This is a genomic window from Roseibium sp. AWQ4_254 (genome assembly GCF_056161025.1).
In genome coordinates, this window is sequence record NZ_JBSWYH010000016.1 from 24,261 (window position 1) to 44,505 (window position 20,245).

The following is a 20,245-nucleotide window of genomic DNA, read 5'->3' on the forward strand; positions in this document are numbered from 1 at the left end:
TGTGAGATCATGGCCCTGCTTTCGCTGATCACCGTTTCCTCAAGAACGGCAACCCTTCTGCTCGCGCCGGAAGGCACCCTTTATCATCTGGGCGAGCCCGTCCCCTACACGCTGACGGCACAACCGGGTGGGTGCGTGGCGGACGGAACGGCCACCGCCGCTGTCTTGCACGTCAGCGGCCTGACGCCGGAGACCGGCTACACCCTGTCAACATCCCTTGGTGATCTGACCTTCCGCACCCGCGCCTGCGGTGGCTCCGTGGATGCGGCCGGGTTCGGGGCTGATCCGGAGGCTGAGGACAATACGGCAGCCCTGCAGCGCGCGATTGACGCCGTGCCGGAAAACGGCACCCTGATCGTTCCCCCCGGCCGCTACTGGACCGGCCCGCTTTTCCTGCGCTCCCATATGACGCTTTATCTGAGTGAAGGGGCCGAACTGGCGGCTCTTTCGGATTGGCAGAACTGGCCGGTTCTGCCCGCGCGGGACGGCCACAACCGGGTGGTGGGCACCTGGGAAGGGCTGCCGGAGCCCTGTTTCGCCGCGCTGATCAATGCGGTCGGCTGCACAGGCCTCACCCTGACCGGAAAGGGCATTCTGGATGGCGGCGGCGACCGGGGCGACTGGTGGGACTGGCCCAAGGAGACCCGGCGGGGCGCCCGGCGGCCGCGGACCGTGTTCCTCGCCCATTGCACCCATGTCACCTTGAGCGGCCTGACGGTGCGCAATTCCCCCTCCTGGACGGTCCATCCGTTCCAATGCCGCAGCCTGCTGGCTGCAGGCCTGTCCATTCAAAACCCGCCCGACAGCCCCAACACCGATGGCTTCAACCCGGAAAGCTGTGAGGATGTGACCCTGACCGGCCTGCATTTTTCCGTGGGTGATGACTGCATCGCCATCAAGGCGGGCAAGCGGGACAGCGCCCATGGCACGGATCATCTGGCGCCCTGCCGCAACATTTCCATCCGCCATTGTCTGATGGAGCGGGGCCATGGCGCGGTTGTGCTGGGCTCGGAAATGAGCGGCGGTATCACAGATATCCGCATTGCCAATTGCGCCTTCCTGCGTACCGACCGGGGCCTGAGGATCAAGACCCGGCGCGGGCGCGGTGGCAGGGTGGCCCGCGTCAGCCTCACCGATGTGCATATGTGCGAGGTCGACACGGCCATCTGCGCCAATGCGTTCTATTTCTGCGATGCGGACGGCAAGAGCGCGTTTGTGCAGTCGCGGCAGCTGGCGCCGGTGACTGAGGGCACCCCGGACATCACCGGCATCACGGTGAAAAACGTGATTGCCGAAAAGGTGCGCCTGGCGGCTGTCGCCCTGCTTGGCCTGCCAGAGGCACCGCTGAGCGGAATTGAGATCTCCGGCCTGAAGGTGAGTTTCGACCCGGAGGCTGAGGCCGGGGTGCCGCTGATGGCCTGCGGCGTGCCCGCCTGCCGCCATGAACAGATTGTTGCCGAATTTGCCGGGTTCAGCGGCGCAATTTCCCCTCTTGAGCAGGAGGCTGGCCGTGCTGACTGAGTTTTTCGACCGCTACGCCGCCACCTACGGGGCCTATAAGGGCGGCGCCTGGTGCTATGAGGACGGCCTGATCTACCGGGGATTGGAGCTGCTGCACCGGGCCACTGGAGAGGAGCGCTGGCTGGCACATCTGATGCGCCTGATCACCCCGCAGCTTCTGCCCGGCCCGGCGCTGCGCGGCTACAGCCTGTCGGACTATAATATCGACAATATCAAGTCTGGAGGCGCGCTGCTCTACCTGCATGAAGTGACCGGGGATTCCGCCTGGCTGGCGGGCGCCGGTCTTCTGGCGCGCCAGCTCAAGAGTCACCCGCGCACCCGCTCCGGCGTCTATTGGCACAAGCTGCGCTATCCCTGGCAGATCTGGCTGGACGGGCTTTATATGGCCGCTCCCTTCCAGGTTGCCTATGGCCAGGTGACCTGCTGCCCGGACCTGGTGGAAGATGCCGTCAGGCAGATCGGTACCGCGCTGGACCAGACCTTCGTGCCAAATACCGGCCTCTACGCCCATGGGGTTGATGAGGTCCGCGAGCAGCTCTGGGCCGATCCGCAGACCGGCCTGTCCAAAGCCCACTGGGCGCGGGCGCTGGGCTGGCTGGCCATGTGTCTGGTGGACGTGGCGGATCTGACCGGCCCGCAGGCGTTCCTGCCGCTGAAGGCGCGCACGCAGGCGTTTCTCACCCGGATCGAACGCCTTCAGCACGCACCGGGCCTGTGGCTGCAGGTGATCGACGCTCCGGATCTTGAGGGCAATTATATCGAGACTTCCGCCTCGGCCATGTTCGTCTACGCTCTCCTGCGCGCCCGTGCCCTTGGCCTGCTGGACCCGGTCTCACCTCCGGACCTGCACGGCGGAACACAAGCCCCGCCGCCTTCTGGCGCAGCCCTGCGGGGAGGGACAGCGGATGCCGGTCTTCTCAAAGGACTGACGGAATTCGCCATGACACCCGGTCTGGACGGCTCCCCGCGCATGTCCGCCATTTGCGAGGTCGCCGGCCTCGGCGGCTTTGAAGGCACCTACCGGGACGGGTCTGCGGCCTATTACCTGAGCGAACCGGTCGTTTCCAACGACAGCAAAGGCGTCGGCCCGCTGATGATGTGCACAGGGCTGGCCCTGGAAGCAGCACGGGACGACAGCCGGCTGGTCGAGGCGTGAGGGGGCAGAGGCACATACGTGAACAGACCAGTCTGCGGGTCAAATTTGACGCTTGGGCTCTGAGTGAGCTGATGGGATGAACGGATAGAGCATTTCCCCCTTACTCCGTTGGTTTTGCGCCTGGTAGAGCCTCACCGGACGCTTACGAAGTATTTTCGCATCACAGCCTCGCTATTGGACTGGAACCAGTTCAACCCTCCGGTTTTTGCTGCGGCCTTCCTCGGTTTCATTGCCCGCAATGGGGCTTAGCGGTCCGACCCCAGCAAACGTTAAGCGAGATGTTGAAATCCCTTCGGCCTCGACCAACTGTCGCTTTACGGCCCGGGCTCGATCTTCACTAAGCGCTGCGTTGAAGTTTGACGAACCAACATTGTCTGTGTGGCCGACCACCCAATACTCTTCTTCTGGATGCTTCCGCAGGAAATCAGCAATAACGCCAATCGCGTCCTTTGACTGTGTCGTTAATGTGCTTTTGTTAAAGTCGAAATAGATGCCATCCAGAACCGCGCGGCCGGTATCTGAAATGCTCTGCTCTATCGAGTCCACAGTCAGGCTTATTGTTATTTCTTCAAGCGATATTTTTTCCAGACGCACAATATCGAGCGCTATGTTGGCCGCCATTCTTCCCGATCTGTGTTGTGCCACAAGCAGGGAAACAGCATATTTTTGTCCTTCCGCTTCAGCAAAGCCTGCCCAATAACGGTAGTTGTAGTCACTATCGATGTTAGGCGCACTCAGGTTTTGATAGATGCCCTGACGATCAGGGTCGCCATACCAATAAGTTTGCACGACAAAATTTCGGCCGCATTCGGTGTCGGACGCACAACTAAAAAGAGGGGTAAAGTTGGCTTGCCGAAATGCTTCCTCAAAGCTTCGATATATGCGTAATATCGAGGTCTCTTTTGTGTTCGCGCGATACCCAATTTGCGTAATATGCCCTTCAACCTGACGGACGGGCGGCATTGCTGTTCGTCCCTGTCTGGATAAGATTTCGTCTGTCAATGGTCCCGTCGCCAAATTCAGGCCAGCAAAATCGCTCACTCTGTAAGACAATATTGAAGTGTCTGGGAACCGCTCAATCAGAGGATGGTCAACCGCACCGCGAACGTCCACCGATTCTGCAAAGGCACTCATGACAACAAAATTTGAAATCACAGCACTGGCCAATATGCGCAGCAGACCTTGAGTGAATTGAAAGTTACTCGACAACATATTTCGCATCCTTGAAACCAGCCTTAGTGAAGGGGACGGAGGCTGGCATAGAGGGAATGATGGGTGAAATTTCGTCAGCGCCCAGAAATTAGAGCATCGTGCGGACTTGTCGGCCGATGCTCTAATCCAAAGCCGACGAAAGAAACCTGGATTTTCGGCCCGCCTGACCGACCATAGGGAAGCTGCAGGCGCTGTATCATGCCAGCGCCTGGCCAATGTTATGGATCAGAAAATATCATTGATTGATATGTTTCCGTTGTTGATCAGATCTTCGAGGTTGAGTTCGTCGGTAATGTTGTTGAGCTGCGCCACTTTGGTGTAATCACCGTCCCCGTTTAAACGGATGCTCAAATCATAGGTGCCGTCATTTTCCGTGAGGCTGACTAGGTTCACGAGCGCGTTTGTTTCCGGGTCGAAGTTGCCCAGAAGAGACGACAGACTCAGAACATCACCTTCGTCGGGATTGAAGTCCCTCACGACATCGAAGGTGTCGAGGTTGTCGAACACAAAAGTGTCGGAGCCAGCTCCCCCAAACAAGGTGTCGCGGCCCAGTCCGCCGACCAGGAGATCATCGCCTCCTGCCATGCTCATATAGTCGTTGCCAGCGCCACCGTAGCGGGTTTCATTTGTGTCGTTGCCAAAGAACCGGTCTGCATAGTCCGATCCGACGACGACTTCCACATTGGCGATGACATTGGCAAACATCAGAGCCGTGCCGAGGGCGGAGTCCGAGATTGTTTCCGTGTCCCCGGATGCCAGAACGTTGTTGTTCAAGATGCTGCTGGACGCTTTGTAGTCCAGGCCGTCAATTTCGACGGTATGGCTTGCCTGGTAGACCGTATAGGCCGGCACCGGGTTCACATCGTCGACGATGTTGCCAAGCCGCATTTCCTCACCTGTTTCACCCCAATATCCGATCGTGCCGACACGGAAGCCCTCGCCATTGGTTGATATGAGATAAACCGTGTCTTGGGTGCCTTCGAGCCCGTTGACAAGGCTGCCGGAAACGGTTGCCAGATCAAAACTGTCGGCTTGCCCGTGAACGTCCAGATTGTAGACTGCTTCCGTCGTTAGCTGCCCGTCCGATACGGTGATGTTGAGTGCGTAGCTTTCTAGCGGTCCTTCCTTGAGCAGGGACTTTGCCACCTTGATTTCGCCAGTCGCAGGGTCAATGTCAAAGCGCCCTTCGTCATTTCCAGCCGTGATCGAATAGGTCAGCGTGTCTCCATCCAGATCGCTCGCCTCAACGGTCAGAAGTGTTGAACCGACTTCGGCCGTATCCAGAACGGAGTAGACCTGCTCCGGTTCCACGACCGGTGCATCCGGCTCATTGATCACGGTAACAGTGACCGTTCCCTCGGACCGGGCCGTTCCATCCGTAACGGTGTAGGTGAAGGTGTCTTCGCCGACAAAGTCCTTGCCGGGTGTGTAGGTCACGGTTCCATCCGGGTTCACCAGAACATGACCGCTGCTATAGAGATCATCGGCATCTATTATGTGCAAAGTGTCGCCGTCGGTGTCGCTGTCATTTCCAGTCAAAAGGGCGCCGAGGTTGAGCGCAATATCTTCCCGGACCGTAATGGCATCGTCTTGCGCCTGGACAGGGGAATTGGCGTCTTCAGATCCGACCAGATCCTCTAGAAGGGCGATGCTGCCATCCTCGAATTGCAGCTGCTCGACATTCACCAGATAGTCTGTCCCGTAACCGCCCTTGTGAGCGACTTTGAAGCCGTCGTCCTCCCGGTAGACAATGTAGTCGGTCAACGTGCCGGACAGGACGACCGTGTCGATACCGCTGCCGCCGTTGTAGCCGTCGTCTTCAGCGCCGCCCACAAGAATATCATTTCCGGCCTGGCCGATGAGGAAGTCTTCCTGATTGGTGCCAATGAGAACATCATCGCCCTCCGTACCGTCTTCCGTAACACCCTGCTGATGGTATTCGCCGCCTTCAGCGCCGTCCCACCATTGATCGACTTCTTCACTGGTCTGATACAACCAATCGGCGCGGGCATTGCTGTCTTGGAGGTTCTCAAGGAAGGAGAAGACACCATAGATGGAATGCTCGCCGACTGTGCCGAATTGCATCAGCGGGCCATCGCCGATTTCCATCCAGTTCTCAAGCAGCACCTGATAAAGCTCGGCCATATATTCGCTTCCAGCGAAGTCCGACATGAAATCCAGAAGCGTTGCCGCTTCTTCGGGCGTCATATCGGTGCCGTCGTAATGCTGGATGTGCGTTCCACCCTCATACATGATGAGGTCGAGACCGTATTGGTCGGCCAGTTCCCTTTGTTCGATCATCTCGTTGTAGGAGTTTTGAATCGATCCCGGATAATCCGGTGTCAGCAGCAGGTCCCGGAAATACGCCATGGCGTCGACTTCGGGGTCGGCAATAGCGTCCAGGATGTCCTGGCGTAGATCCTCGAAGGTGATCGTCTTTCCGCCGAAGTAATTGGTTACGGCGAGAGAGTCAAAAACGGTGAGAGGATCGACATAGTCGTCCGGCTCATAGAGCTTCCAGTCGGTCGGTTCCAGAAGGTCCTTTGTTCTGGAGTCTCCAACCGTGTGCATGCCCAAGGTGTGATGGAGCCGCGCTTCAGCTTCCTCGCCAAAAACCTCATTCCAGATAATGGCCGCCTCTGTCGCGAGCTTCGCGGTGTACATATAAAAGGCTTCATAGGCTTCCGGCCCGACACCCCAGTCTGCCTGTGCCCATTCTCGAATTTCATGGGTTTCATCGTAGCTGTTGTTCCACAGTTCGTTGCCATATTCGACGGTGATCTGAAGGTTTGGATCCAGATTGTCCTTGTAGAACTGGGCCAGCTCTCGAATGTAAGCATCATCGACCCCGGGCGGGATGTTGATCCAGAGATCCACACCGGTTTGGTTGGCCAGTTCCGCCATGACTTCCTTAGGCACACCATCCCTCTTGAAGCCATATCCACCCTAGGTCTGGAAACCGAAGGGCGTCATGTCCTCAACGCTTGTGACTTCGGTATCAATGATGTTGTCCCAGTGCATGAAGCGGATTTCCTGAAAGTTCTCGATAACTGCCAGGAAATCCGGGTTGAAGATCTGACCGGCTTCATGAAGCGCGACATATTCCTGTCTGACAATGGAGACGTTGCGTATATAATCTCCGGTTCCCTGGGGGTCGGTTTCCCTGATTTGCACCTGGAAGTTGCCGCTGCCGCTATACTCGAAGACAATCTGATTCAAGTCCTCGTCTTCGCTGATGACCGTGACGTTCTGGAAATCAATTTCGCCGTCGCCCTCGTAGGTCAGGACAAAGGTGCCGGCGCGCGAGGCTTCTGCAGAAAAGAAAGCGCTCCAGTGGGTCGCATCTTCGGGAATTTCAATCGGCCAGCCGTTTTCGTCCAGATATCCGCCATCAACGAGTTCCTGATGGCTGTATTTACCCCATTCCGTGCCGTTGTTGATGACGCCGGGCCGGGAGAATTTCATGATGTCCAGGAAGGGGTCCTGATTGTTCCAGTCAGCCAGTTCCGACAAGTTAACGGTGATGACCGAGGCTTTGAGACCGAACGCTCGGTTTGTCTGCTCAAGAAGAGCCTGTACTGTTGGGTCCCAAGTGTCGTCGACGTCTTCGACCGGAATATCGAATGTGGCCGTGTTTGCCAGTTCGCCATCGGTTACGGTGATCTCAAGGCTGTGAAGGGAGCTGGTTTCAAAGTCGAGCTTGCCGGCGTCAGCCACCGTGATTTCGCCGCTTTGGCTGTTGATCGCAAAAATTCCCTGATCATTGCCGGCGGTGATTGCATAGGTGAGCGTGTCCCCATCCGGATCCGAGGCTGTAACCTGCCCGACGACGGTGCCAGCTTCCGCATTTTCTGCCAGTGGCGCAATGGTCGCTGCGGCAAACTCAGGTGCCCGGTTTGTCTGCCCCTGGCCGCCGCCGTCAAGCAGGGTTTCGATTGAAACCCTGTCGCCGTCGGTGGTGCGCACCTGTTCGACCGAGGTCAGCAGCGTTTCACCCGCCTCATGGAGCACAGACACCCGGCCATCCTCCAGGCGGGTGAATGTGTAGGTGGACAGGTTATTATTCAGCCGGAGAGTATCGTCTCCGTCTCCACCATCGACAACATCATTGCCGGCGCCTATGACGATGGTGTCACTGCCGTCGCCTGCGTCGATGCGGTCGTCCCCGGCACCTGTGTTGAACCAGTCATCTCCACCCTTTCCGACAAAATGGTCGTCGGCGCTGCCGCCGAAGAACCTATCGTCATGGTTGGAGCCAACGATTGTTTCGACATTGATGACCACATTGGACAGCGCAAGGCTTGTTTCCAATGCCGTGGCCGAGAGTAGGTCTGTCGATCCCCTGGCAGCTATATTCTCATTCAAGCTGAAGTAGTTGGCGGAGACGGTGGTGCCGTTGAAGTCGGTTGTCGCGCCTGTGAGGCGGATGTTATAGGCATTGGACCCGCGCTCGATGCCCAATTCGTTCCCCAGCATGCTCCACTGATTGATGCTGCCGATCACCAGACCGGTCTCCGTGTCGAGACCATAGGCGGTATCGCCGTCCCCATCGCCTCCATCAACAAAGGTCCCCTTGCCGGACCAGATCTGGAAGGTATCGTCACCGGCACCGCCATCCATGGTCGTGCGGCCGCCCGAGGTGCGGAAAAGATCATCTCCGGCGCCGCCAGAGAACGCCACGTCGTCGTTGCGGCTGAAAAACCGGTCGTCCTGGTCCGTTCCGGCAAATTCAGCGACACCTTGATAGATCGATCCGAATTTGAGGGCCGTTTCAAGCGCACTGCCGCCGAGAGAGCTGTCTGCACCTTTTTCGAGCTGGTTGTTCTGGAGAACATGATAGGTCGGTATGATCTCCGAGCCATCCATCTCGACCGGGTCATTGCGGTCATAGACAAGATAGGCGGTGTCCCCGGATTGTAGTGCCAGCTCCTGTCCCAAAGCGGACCATGTGTTGACCGCCGAGATGTTCAGGCCTTCGGGTTCATCATTGTCCGGGAGAATGACGACATTGGGAAGCTCAGACAAGGGCATGTCGGTGCCGGGCAGAATGTGACTCGCAAGGGCCGCCTTCACCTGCGCAAAGGCTTCTGTACCGTCAACTGAATCGCCATTGATTGATGCGCTGTCGACGAGAATTTCCAGGGCCGCGAACCCGTCAGCCTGGGACAAGCGTGCCATTGCATCATCGAGAGCACGGAAGTCATAGGAAGCAGCGCCGTTGCTTGGATCGTAGCTAACAATGAAGTCGTCCAACACCAGTTTCAGCGAGAGGTCCGTCATCGGATCCGGGTTGGCGATATGCGTCAGCTCTTGCGGGGAATATCCAGCCCGGACCAGGACAATTTTCTCCGTCTGGATGAAGCTGCCTTCACTGCTGAAGTCGCGATAAGCGGTTCCATTTCCCGCAGTTACGACAACACCGTCAGTCTCGGGCTGAACAATTTGAACCGTATTTGTGTTGGAATTCGTGTTCATGGAGTCACTCAATTTCGAATTATCGGAGTCGTATGACGTAATAGCCAAATAGTAACAATTGGCTATTCCGATCAATTTGGACTCGATGCAAAATACGAATCAAGTAAAAATTATTTGAGATGAAATAAAAAAATAAAATAGCTCTATATTAATATAAAATTTTATTTTATAAATACTTTTACAGAAAAATTCTTATTGATTTTTATTTAGCAATATAAATACTGGGGGGCGAGCCAATGCGGGGTGTGCTTCGGAAAGCGAGCAAGACGACCTTTGAATGCCCTGGGCTCAAGAGGCGCCGACGTGAAAACAAGTGTCATAAGAAAAGCCCGTCACGAGCCAACCTTGTTTCGCCGCGATCTTTCACGGCCGGGTTATCGGTAAATTCTTCCGCAAGAACAGGGACGCCAGCCAAAACTCGGCATCAACTAGAGGCAATTTCTCTATGCCATCCTTTCGCAGGCTTCGCCGTCTGCGGCCATAGCCAACAACGCGGACGGCATCGAATGTGTCGGGCAGGAGAACGCTCGCAGCTCTTTACCGGTGGTCGACCGAAATGAGAATTTCCCGTCCAGAATGGTGCCGATCAAGTAAGGGGCGGCCTTATGATCAGATGATCTTGAATATTCAGGAACGGCGAAGATCTTCGCACCCCAAAATACACTCAAGTTCTTGTTGAGCTTCGACATCGGCGTTGTGTATGTGTCGGCTTACAAGGGCGATGGTTTCGGCAAAGCACTGATAGTCCATGGGAACCTTCCGGACGCTCAATCTATTCAATATAGACGATGTCTATATGATGAAAACGAGGGTGTCAACCAAAATATAGACGACGTAAAGATAGGGTCGACGGAGCGCGCCGAACTACCACAACGGCAATCTAAAGCAGGCGTTGATCGAGGCCGGACGGGACATAAAACAAGAGAAGGGGCTGACAGGCCTTGATCCTACCACTCGCGTGGTCCAGTTCGACGTTTGGTGCGAGATGCGCCTCTGCTCCATCATGGTCTTGGTTCTCGGGGGGCTTCGTATGGGTGCGGTTGAAGCTGAGAAACTGCACCTCGATGGCCGCTCAGAATTGCCCTGAATACGGCGACAAAATTACGCCAAGCCGTCGAACACTGCCAAGGGGTCAATAAGACCGATCAAACCACTCCGGGCCGGAAGTAACCATGTCTGTTTGGGGCTGATTTCGAGCATTTTCTGGGGGGAAAGCGAATAGGCGCAGGGAGAACATACCCGCCTGATGCGGAGACTGCTGTCCGAAAAGACACTGCAAAGCGATGCCGATGAGCCGGAGGGGCGGCAGATAATCAGCAATGTGCGCCGTGCCGCATCTTGCGTAACTCCATTATGTAAACTAGCATAACTGTATATAAAGTTAACAATTTTGGCGCGGCAGACATGGCACCGTTTTCAGCCCCTATCAGAGACATCCTTTTTTCGCTTCGCGACGTCGCGGGCGCAGGCAAACTTGCAGACTGGGATGAGGATCTGTCTCAAGATATTCTGACCGCGTTCGCAGCTTTTGCCGAAGCCGAAATCGCGGCTGTGGACGAACAAGGCGATCGCCAGGGCTGCCGGTTCGAGAATGGCCGTGTCCGGATGCCCGACGGTTTTCCAGGGGTCTATACCCAGCTTGCCGAGATGGGTTGGCAGGGTTTGACCGCACCGGAAGAGCACGGCGGCATGGGACAGGGGCCGTTGGTCGCAGCCATGGTGTCCGAGGTCTTTGCCGGTGCCAATCATGCGCTACAGATGGTGTGCAACCTCGTGCCAGGGGCCATTTCCACGCTTCTGCTTTTCGGGACCCAAACGCAGCAAGCGACCTGGATACCGCGGCTTGCACGGGGGGACGCCCTGTCCACCATGTGCTTGACCGAGCCGGGGGCCGGGTCCGATCTGTCACGCATTAGAACGCGCGCTGTGCCGAAAGGTGACGGGTGGTCCATATCAGGAGAAAAAATATTCATATCCGGCGGCGATCAGGACCTTTCGCAGGACATCCTGCACTTGGTACTGGCGCGAACCGGGGCAGTTGAGGACGGGGTGAAAGGTCTGTCTTTGTTTCTGACCTCGCGTTCCGCTGCGGGCCCGGCAATAAACGTGACGCGGATTGAGGCGAAGCTCGGAATTCATGCCTCTCCGACCTGCCATATGGCATTTGACGCTGCGCCTGCAGAACTGGTGGGTGTCGAAGGCGAGGGCTTGAAGGCGATGTTCACTCTCATGAACCACGCCCGGCTGGATGTTGCCTTGCAAGGCGTGGCACATGCATCGCGGGCCCATGCGATCGCGTCCGCCTACGCGAGGGACCGCAAGCAGGGCAAGCTGCCGGATGGCCGCGAAGCGGTTTTGAGCGATCACACAGATGTACGCCGGATGTTGAATGAGCAACGCTCTCTGGCCCTTGGGGCCCGCGCCATGGCCCATGTGACGCTGGTGGAGATGCACCGCGGCGATGCATCGGCGCTGGTCGATTTCCTGACGCCAGTCTGCAAGGTTTTCTGCACGGAAGCTGGCATCCGTTCCGCAGACCTGGGGATTCAGGTGCTTGGGGGATATGGGTACCTTTCGGAGTACCGTGTGGGCCAGACCTGGCGGGATGCACGGATCACCTCGATTTACGAAGGAGCGAACGGCATTCATGCCCTGGCCACCGCCACCCGCGGGCTGACGCTGCGAGGGGGAGAGGGCGCGGACGCCTTTGATGCGCTCATTGGTAGACTGTCGGGAAACGCCAAAGTGCTGGCCCAGCGTGATGTCTGGAGGCAAGCAAGAGCGGCGGTCGAAGCCAGTGCGGTGCCAGCTGAATTGGCGCATGACTTCATGCAGCTCACCGGCGACCTGTTCTATCGGGCGGCCTGGGACCGCATCGCGCGACTGGCAGCGTCGGATGACCTTTCCGGGCTCGCCGACAAGGTGCTTTCGCCACAGCGGATCTGGGCAGCCTAGAGCATCTTGCAGACTTATCGCACGATGCTCTAGCGCACCGCGTAAAGCTCGACCTGAACGCTGTTGGCCATGCGGGCGCCTGTTCCGATGAAAAGTGTCCTGTTTACCCAGTCATATCTCGGGTCGCCTGTTTCCAGTCTTGCCTGCGTGCGCATGTAGTAGCTCGCCGGATCGACCTGTTCGCCACGTCCGAGTGCCTCAATCACCTCCCGTGGACCGTGCCGGTATCCATAATTGATGATCTCGATCGTCGCTCCATCATCGGTTTCCATGGCATATCGGGTGTCGAGTTCGGCCATGCCATCTTCGAAAATGGTTTGCCAGTCGGCTCCGATATTCAGGATCCGGCCGCACAAGTGGGGGCCTGCTACCGTGCCTCCGATGATCGGAATGATGCGCCTTGTGCCGGCACGCCCGGTACCCATCGATCGGATGTCGGCAAGATCAACCGTCAAACGGCAAATATGTTCAAGCGATGGGGTGGGGAGCGTCATTGCGTGTCCTGATTAACTGTTTACTTGGTTAACAATATGACGTATCAGATTGGAGATTACAATACATGAGGCAAAGAATGGCGCAGTCGTCCAAAGCATCCCGCAGTCAGACAGGTTCAGAGGCCTCGCATGGAGACCTCGACGATTTTGTCGGCTACAACCTCAAGCGCGCATATGTCATCGTCAGCGAGGATTTCCGCCGCGCGCTCGGTGAGGACGGATTTGCTCCACGCGTATTTTCCGCGATCTCTCTGATCGTGCAGTTTCCCAATATCACGCAAAGTGAATTGGCCCGGAAACTGGGCATTGAGCGTTCCGGGCTTGTTGCAATCATCGACGAACTGGAAAGTCGTGGATTTGTTCAGCGGCAGGCCGTGCCCGGAGACCGGCGTGTTCAGGCCCTGGCGCCTACGAAGGATGGCCGGACGGCATATCTGCATGCCCGGGAAGTGGTCCGCACCCATGAGGAGCGATTGTTCGCTGATCTCTCGCCTGACGAGATCGAGACCCTAACTTCTTTGCTGAAAAAAATCAGAAACATCGAGGTCTGACCATGCAGGACTGGAACGGATGCTGCGCTGTCGTGACCGGGGGGGCGTCAGGACTTGGTGCTGCCACCGCTCGCAAACTGTCCGAGAGCGGCATGAAGGTCGGTCTTTTTGATCTGAATGAAGACAAGGGTCAGGCCCATGCAAAAAGCATAGACGGCCTCTTCATGCGTGTCGATGTATCCGACCCGTCATCTGTGGCTCGAGGTTTGGACAAGGTCACGGGGGCTTTTGGCGTGCCGCGTGTTCTTGTGAACTGCGCCGGGATTGGAGGGGCGGCTAAAACCGTGTCACGCGGCGAACCACACGATTTCAGTCTGTTTGAAAGAACGCTGCGCGTAAATCTGATGGGCAGTTTCAACTGCGCCTCGCAGGCAGCAGCACGTATGGTCGCGGCACAGCCGGTTGATGATGACGGTGCCAGAGGCGTCATCGTCAATACCGCTTCCGTCGCGGCTTACGATGGCCAGGTGGGCCAGGTTGCCTATTCGGCATCCAAGGGGGGGATTGTCGGAATGACCTTGCCCATGGCGCGTGATTTGGCCGACAAGGGCATACGCGTCTGCACGATCGCTCCCGGACTTTTCCTGACGCCCCTGCTTGAAGAATTGCCGGAGGACGTGCAGGCGTCGCTTGGCGCGCAGGTGCCATTCCCGTCACGGTTGGGAGACCCGGCGGAATATGCAGCGATGGTTGCCCATATCACGCAGAACCCGATGCTGAACGGCGAGGTCATCCGTCTCGACGGGGCAATCCGCATGGCCCCACGCTAACTAAGACACCTGGGAGGAGGAACACGATGAATTCGCAAGCGACCCCGAAGACTGCGGATTTCTGGGATCCGGCATTCGTTTACGACGAGCGCGCAGACGGCACGCTGATCATGCGCCAAAAGGGGAGACTGCCCGACCATTTGCCGACATTGGCGGGCTATCTCGACAAATGGGCCGATGCAACGCCGGACCACACATGGATCGCGCGGCGGGGTCCGGACGGGGCGTGGGGGCGAATTTCATATGGTGATGCGCGTGACCGGGCCCGCAGTATCGGCGCGGCCCTTCTGGGCATGGGCCTTGGGCCGGATAGCCCCTTGCTTATCCTCTCGGGAAATTCGCTCGAACATGCGCTCTTGGGCGCGGCATGTTTCTACGTCGGCATCCCGTATGCGCCGGTGTCGCCTGCTTATTCTCTGGTCTCCAAAGACCATGGCAAGCTCAAGGACATTGCTGCCAATCTCAAACCGGGCGCCCTGTTCGTCGATGATGCTGGCGCATTCGCCCCGGCACTCTCGGCTATTTCGGATGAAGGGCGCAGGGTCATTGCGCTGGAGAATGTTCCCGCAGATGCCGTGCGTTTCGAAGACCTTCTGTCAACGGATCCCGAGGGGGCGGTCAGGGCACGGCAGGCGATTGGGCCGGACACCGTTGTCAAATACCTGTTTACGTCCGGCTCCACCGGGTCTCCCAAGGCGGTCATCAACACGAACCGAATGATCTGTACGATGCAGGCGATGGTGCGGGACTGCTACAGGTTCCTGGAGCACACGCCACCGGTGGTCCTGGACTGGGCACCCTGGAACCACACTGCTGCGGGCAACAAGGTTTCCTACCTCGTGATGACCAATGGAGGAACCTATTACATCGACGACGGCAAGCCCGTGCCTGGAAAGATCGAAGAGACGATCCGAAACTTGCGCGAGATTTCCTGCACCTGGTATTTCAATGTCCCCGTGGGTTGGGACAAACTGGTGGAGGAACTGGAGCGTGATGAAGCGCTGGCGAGAACATTTTTCGCAAAGCTCTCGATGATGTTCTACGCCGGGGCAGGAATGGCTCAACTGACCTGGGAACGCCTGAGGGCGATTGCCCGGAAGACCACGGGTCGCGACGTTCTTCTCTCGACCAGCCTCGGGGCGACCGAGACCGCGCCCTTTGCCCTGTCCTGCACCGAACCCCAGGAGAAGTCCGGAAATGTCGGCGTACCGGCCAAGGGATTGTCGATGAAACTGGTGCCGAACGGCGGCAAGCTCGAACTTCGTCTCAAGGGTCCCAGCATCACGCCAGGCTACTATGGCGATCCTGGCAAGACGGCCGAGGTCTTTGACGACGAAGGCTATTACATGATGGGGGATGCCCTGCGTCCCGCTGATCCGGCCGACTTCTCCAAGGGGTTCTTCTTTGACGGGCGCGTTGCGGAAAACTTCAAGCTCAACACGGGCACGTGGGTCGCGGTCGGCTCGGTGCGCGGCGCACTCGTTGATGCGATGGACGGTCTGATCCGGGATGCGGTCATTGTGGGCGAAAACGAAGCGGAACTCGGTGCGCTGCTGATCCTGTCGGAACGGGCTGAGCAGATGGAGGCAAACCGCCGTGCCGCCGAATTGTCCGAAAAGCTGAAGGCTGCTGCAGAAACAGCTACGGGGTCCGCCACGCGAATACGCCGGGCGATGGTGCTCGAAAGTGTGCCGAGTTTCGACAAGGGCGAGATAACGGAAAAAGGCTCTCTTAATCAGCGGGCCTTGCGCGCCAACCACGAAGACCTTGTCACAGCAATGTACTCAGACCAGGGGTCTGTGCTGAGGGTCTGAAACTTCCGGTTAGAGCATCCTGCGCTAAGTCTGCACGATTTGACCGGATCTGCTTTGTCTGCTGAGGCGGCGGATCGCGCGCCTTGGTGTTTCCCACCTCAAGTGCGATCCAACGATGTCAGCGGACAAAGCAGACCAGCGCCTCGGATGATGGAAAGCATCCCATCTGCAGCGTTGCGTCGCTTGCCCGATACACCGCATCTCGCTGCGCAAAGCGCCTTGCCGAAAGATCTGCTTTCCAGCATCAAATGGTGCAGGCTTATCGCACGAGGCTCTGATGCGGATAAGCAAGGTGCCGCAAGGTACTATTTGCGGCCCTGCTTTCCTTTATTCCCGCGCTTTCAAATTGCGTCGATCAGCCAAACAAGCCAGAGCGTGATCGCCGGAAAAACGACGAGGATCACGACCCGAACCATATCCGTAATCACGAAGGGCAGCGCGCCCTTGTAGGTCTGGCCGATCGGAGTGTCCTTGGCCATCGAATTGATTATGAACAGGTTCATTCCCACTGGCGGCGTAATAAGCCCCACTTCAACAACGATCAGCACCAGAATACCGAACCAAAGGCCGAAGTCATTGACGCTCATCCCGAAGTCGAGGACGGACATGATGGGAAAGATGATCGGAACAGTCAGCAGGACCATTGACAGACTGTCCATCACACAGCCGAAGATCAGATACATGATCAGCACGATGGTCAGGATGAGCCAAGGCGAGAATCCTTGCTCACCGACCCAGACGGATGCCATTTGGGGAAGCTGAGTCAGTGACAGGAAATTGTTGTAGATCCCCGCGCCAAGGATAATCAGGAAGATCATGCCCGAGGCGGCGGCAGTTGAAAGGATTGCCTGTTTCAGCCGGTCTGCGTTCATTTCACCGGATGCTAGAGCTGCAATGCCTGTCCCTGCCGCACCGACAGCGGCGGCCTCTGTAGGGGTGAAGATGCCGGCATAGATGCCGCCAACCACGACAAGGAAAATCGTGACGACCGGCCAGACTGCAGCGAGTGCCCTCAGCCGCTTCCCCCAAGGGATCCGTTCCTTGACCGCGGAGCTGTTCGGCGAGACCCGCACCCAGATCGAGATGGCAACCATATATCCGACGGCTGCGAGGATGCCGGGGAGCAATGCCGCAACGAAGAGCTTTTCGATATTCTGTTCCGCAAGGATGGCGTAGATCACCAGAATAACGCTCGGCGGTATCAAGATGCCCAACGTGCCGCCCGCGGCAAGGGCGCCGGTTGCCAGTGAACCGGGATACCCGTAGCGCCGAAGTTCGGGCAGGGCCACCTGGCCCATGGTGGCTGCTGTCGCAAGCGACGAACCGCAAATCGCACCAAACCCCGCACAGGCTCCTACGGCCGACATCGCAACCCCGCCCCTTCGATGTCCGAGGAAACTTTCGGCTGCCTTGAACAGCGAGGACGACATGCCAGACAAGGTCGCGAACTGGCCCATCAGCAGGAAAAGGGGGATGATCGAGAATGAGTAGTTGGAGAAGGTTCCGTAAGTCAGCGTCTTGAGCTGATTCAAGGTCATCATTGGTGTGCCGATGACCAACCAGGTGCCGCCGACCCCCACACCGATCATTGCCAGCGCGATGGGGGCACGAAGGAAGACCAGTAACAGCAGGACCGGAAAGGACCAGAGCGCGAGTTCGATATTGGTCACGCAGGCTCTCCTTCATAGGGCCATCCCGAGAGTCGGCGCAGCGATCTGATAATGCAAAAAAACGCAACGAGGATGAACCCCAGTCCGCCGACGAGGCATGCGGCATATCCTTGCCAAACCGGAATTTGCGCAATCAGGGTTGTTTCGCCGTAGGAAAGCTTGTCCATCATGCCGAGGTAAAGCCTCCAGGTGCCGACGACGGCCACCAAGAACATCGCGATGTTGAAAATCAGGTCCAGAAGCTTGTCCATCATTCTGGGCAGAACCGGTGCAAACAGATCGACGCGCGCATGGGCTTCGCGCAACTGTGTCCAGGGCAGAAACGCAAAAATTGCAGCGGCCATGCCAAACTCGGTGATGTCATAGATGCCCCGAATCGGGCCCAGTCCGATATTGAATGGACCCATGGCCCGCCCGGCAATGGACACGCATGTCAGGGCAATGATGGCAAGCAGGGCCGCGCCTCCGGCCAGCGCCAGGACATTGGCAATCATTTCAGCAATGCGGTTGAGAATGCGATACATGCGTTCCCCGTTCCTCTGAGGAGGTGAGAGGCGGCCTTGGCCGCCTTTCCATTTGGGTTAACGTTAGGTTAATCGCTGTGCTTTTCGATCAGAGCCTTGGCCTGTTCAATCAGCGCAGCGCCATCAATGCCCTTGCCGTTCATGTCCGAGATCCAGCGTTCGATCACGGGTTCAGCAGCTTTTTTCCAGCGGGCGACTTCCGCATCGTCAAGGGTGACGATCGTGTTTCCAGCTTCTTCGGCTATCGATCTGGCCGGCGTGTCCATGTCCCACATCACCTGCGTCGCAAATGTCGAGAGCGCCGCCCCGGACGCCTTGTCGAGAATTGCCTTCAGGTCGTCCGGCAGTGCGTCATACTTGGCCTTGTTCATGACCAGGACGATCGCGGCGGTGTAAAGCGCTTCCTCCCCAGCGAACTCGGTGTGATTGTCCACGAGTTCCGAAAGCCGGATGGCTGTGGTTACTTCCCAGGGGATCACGGTGCCCTTCACAACACCCTTGGAAATCGCCTCAGGGATCGCGGGCAGAGGCATTCCGACCGGCTCCGCACCCAATTCGCCCAGCAGGTCGTTGATGATGCGCGTCGGTCCACGAAGGGTCAGTCCCTGCATGTCTTCAAGACTGGTCACACCATCCTGGGTATGGATCAGCCCCGGACCGTGCACCCAGGCACCCAGCACCTTGACGTCCTTGTATTCGTTGCTTTGGAAGTCCGTTTCCACCATTTCCCAGAAAGCCGCTGCCGTTGCCACTGGATTGGTCATCATGAATGGCAATTCAAAGACCTCGGTGCGCGGGAAGCGGCCCGGGGTGTATCCGACGACAGTCATGGCAATGTCGACGACACCGTCGCGCGCCTGATCCATCAGTTCAGGCGGACGTCCGCCAAGGGACATTGCGTCAAAATGCTCGATCTTGATGCGGCCGCCGGAGGTTTGCTCAATGCCCGCCGCCCAGGGTTTCAGGATCTGCGCCGGTATCGGTGCAGGGGGCGGCAGGAATTGGTGTAGGCGCAGCGTAACGTCTTGCGCATAGGCCGCGCTGCCCAAGGCAGCTGAGGCAATCACGCCTGCAATCGCCGTTTTGATGAAGTCGCGTTTTTTCATGGATGTCCTCCCTAGTTCTCCATGCATTTGTAAATTTCTGTTTTGTCCCTGACCCTAATCAACCGGTGTCTGCTCACGTTTTCAAGTGCCCCGCCCTAGGCTGTATCAGATGTCCTCTACCTGAACTTGGGGGCCCTTTTCTCAAGGAAGGCACGAAGTCCTTCCTTCGCACCGTCAGACGTCTGGCTCATTGCAGCGGCCAGGCTTTCGGTGAACAGCCCATCCGATCTCGACATGTCTCCGATCCGGGAAAGGGCGTTGATCATCAGGTAGTTCGAAAAGGGCGCATTGTCAGCGATCTTGCGCGCCAGCGAGCGTGCAAGGTTGAGACCCTCCCCTTGTCCCACGGCATAGTGGGAAAGACCCAGGCGCGTTCCCTCCTCGGCATCATAGTTTCGGCCCGTCAGCATCATTTCCCGCATCCTGTCGGCTCCGATCAGACGGCCGACCCGCACGGTTGCGCCGCCGCCGACGAAGATGCCACGCTGCCCCTCCGGCAATTGGAACCGGACACCTGCCTCCGCGATGCGGACATGTGTCGAGGCCGCTATTTCCAGTCCTCCGCCGATCACCGCTCCGGTCAGGACAGAAATGACGGGCAGTCCGCCAAATTCAATCAATTCGGAGACACGATGCCAGTTGCGCGAATGGAAGACGCCTTCGACCGGTTCGCGATGTTCGTGCTCGGCCAGATCAAGTCCCGCACAGAAATGCCCACCTTCGCCGCGCAGGATAACCGCGTTCACCCCTGCGGGCGGATCAGAAAAGAACCGGTCCAGCTCGTCCACCAAAGCGTCATTCATCGCGTTTCTTTTTTCGGGGCGATTGAACACAAGTATCGCAATGTCGCCTTCGATCTCTATCCGCGTGACCTTGCCGGTCTGGGCTGTCCCGTCCTGCATTTTCAGTTCCATTAGATTTCAGTTGTTTATTGTTGTATCGGTAAACAGTTTTAATGTATAGCGTTTTCAGCAAGACCCCGAAAAATCGTGACTGG

At 57.6% G+C, this 20,245-nt stretch carries 14 protein-coding genes; 6 read left to right on the forward strand and 8 right to left on the reverse strand.

What is annotated here, in order from left to right:
* Positions 1 to 9 precede the first annotated feature (9 nt).
* On the forward strand, positions 10 to 1,521 hold the full coding sequence (pglA, locus tag ACXAIC_RS13585) for a polygalacturonase PglA (RefSeq protein ID WP_475179844.1): 1,512 nt from the start codon (positions 10 to 12) through the stop codon (positions 1,519 to 1,521).
* A complete protein-coding gene (locus tag ACXAIC_RS13590; RefSeq protein ID WP_475179847.1) occupies positions 1,511 to 2,677 on the forward strand; it encodes a glycoside hydrolase family 88/105 protein in 1,167 nt (388 codons plus the stop codon). Before pglA ends, ACXAIC_RS13590 begins: the two co-directional genes overlap by 11 nt.
* Before the next feature lie 171 nt (positions 2,678 to 2,848).
* Here the strand turns inward: ACXAIC_RS13590 and ACXAIC_RS13595 are convergent, their stop codons facing one another.
* The 3 genes from ACXAIC_RS13595 to ACXAIC_RS13605 all read right to left on the reverse strand — a co-directional run bounded on the left by ACXAIC_RS13595 (position 2,849) and on the right by ACXAIC_RS13605 (position 9,364).
* The gene (locus ACXAIC_RS13595) at positions 2,849 to 3,889 is read right to left on the reverse strand and encodes an OmpA family protein (RefSeq protein ID WP_475179850.1); all 1,041 of its coding nucleotides are present in this window, start codon (positions 3,887 to 3,889) and stop codon (positions 2,849 to 2,851) included.
* 225 nt (positions 3,890 to 4,114) lie between these two features.
* Positions 4,115 to 6,808, reverse strand: a complete 2,694-nt coding sequence (locus ACXAIC_RS13600; RefSeq protein ID WP_475179856.1) for an Ig-like domain-containing protein — start codon at positions 6,806 to 6,808, stop codon at positions 4,115 to 4,117.
* Positions 6,809 to 6,835: 27 nt separating this feature from the next.
* Positions 6,836 to 9,364, reverse strand: coding sequence for a cadherin domain-containing protein (locus tag ACXAIC_RS13605; RefSeq protein WP_475179860.1), 2,529 nt, complete (start codon positions 9,362 to 9,364; stop codon positions 6,836 to 6,838).
* Between the two features lie 1,404 nt (positions 9,365 to 10,768).
* Here ACXAIC_RS13605 and ACXAIC_RS13610 point away from each other — a divergent pair.
* The gene (locus ACXAIC_RS13610) at positions 10,769 to 12,319 is read left to right on the forward strand and encodes an acyl-CoA dehydrogenase family protein (protein WP_475179863.1); all 1,551 of its coding nucleotides are present in this window, start codon (positions 10,769 to 10,771) and stop codon (positions 12,317 to 12,319) included.
* A 29-nt stretch (positions 12,320 to 12,348) separates the two neighbouring features.
* Here the strand turns inward: ACXAIC_RS13610 and ACXAIC_RS13615 are convergent, their stop codons facing one another.
* Positions 12,349 to 12,813: a DUF3237 domain-containing protein gene (locus ACXAIC_RS13615; protein WP_475179869.1), complete on the reverse strand. Its 465-nt coding sequence runs from the start codon at positions 12,811 to 12,813 to the stop codon at positions 12,349 to 12,351.
* Between the two features lie 77 nt (positions 12,814 to 12,890).
* Between ACXAIC_RS13615 and ACXAIC_RS13620 the strand changes: the two genes are divergently transcribed.
* From ACXAIC_RS13620 to ACXAIC_RS13630, 3 genes are read left to right on the forward strand one after another with little or no spacing between them, the layout of a single operon-like run.
* Positions 12,891 to 13,364 (forward strand): MarR family winged helix-turn-helix transcriptional regulator, encoded by a 474-nt coding sequence (locus ACXAIC_RS13620; RefSeq protein WP_475179873.1) that lies wholly within the window; start codon positions 12,891 to 12,893, stop codon positions 13,362 to 13,364.
* 2 nt (positions 13,365 to 13,366) lie between these two features.
* Complete coding sequence (locus ACXAIC_RS13625) at positions 13,367 to 14,134, forward strand: SDR family NAD(P)-dependent oxidoreductase (RefSeq protein ID WP_475179877.1); 768 nt, start codon at positions 13,367 to 13,369, stop codon at positions 14,132 to 14,134.
* Positions 14,135 to 14,160: 26 nt separating this feature from the next.
* The gene (locus ACXAIC_RS13630) at positions 14,161 to 15,948 is read left to right on the forward strand and encodes a feruloyl-CoA synthase (protein WP_475179883.1); all 1,788 of its coding nucleotides are present in this window, start codon (positions 14,161 to 14,163) and stop codon (positions 15,946 to 15,948) included.
* Positions 15,949 to 16,289: 341 nt separating this feature from the next.
* Here the strand turns inward: ACXAIC_RS13630 and ACXAIC_RS13635 are convergent, their stop codons facing one another.
* The 4 genes from ACXAIC_RS13635 to ACXAIC_RS13650 form a co-directional block, all read right to left on the reverse strand.
* Positions 16,290 to 17,618, reverse strand: coding sequence for a TRAP transporter large permease (locus tag ACXAIC_RS13635; RefSeq protein ID WP_475179886.1), 1,329 nt, complete (start codon positions 17,616 to 17,618; stop codon positions 16,290 to 16,292).
* Positions 17,615 to 18,142 carry a TRAP transporter small permease gene (locus tag ACXAIC_RS13640; RefSeq protein ID WP_475179890.1) on the reverse strand — a complete coding sequence of 176 codons (528 nt, stop codon included), beginning with the start codon at positions 18,140 to 18,142 and terminating at the stop codon, positions 17,615 to 17,617. Before ACXAIC_RS13640 ends, ACXAIC_RS13635 begins: the two co-directional genes overlap by 4 nt.
* A gap of 68 nt (positions 18,143 to 18,210) precedes the next feature.
* Positions 18,211 to 19,248 (reverse strand): TRAP transporter substrate-binding protein, encoded by a 1,038-nt coding sequence (locus tag ACXAIC_RS13645; RefSeq protein WP_475179892.1) that lies wholly within the window; start codon positions 19,246 to 19,248, stop codon positions 18,211 to 18,213.
* Positions 19,249 to 19,364: 116 nt separating this feature from the next.
* Positions 19,365 to 20,150: a crotonase/enoyl-CoA hydratase family protein gene (locus ACXAIC_RS13650; RefSeq protein WP_475179895.1), complete on the reverse strand. Its 786-nt coding sequence runs from the start codon at positions 20,148 to 20,150 to the stop codon at positions 19,365 to 19,367.
* Positions 20,151 to 20,245: the final 95 nt, after the last annotated feature.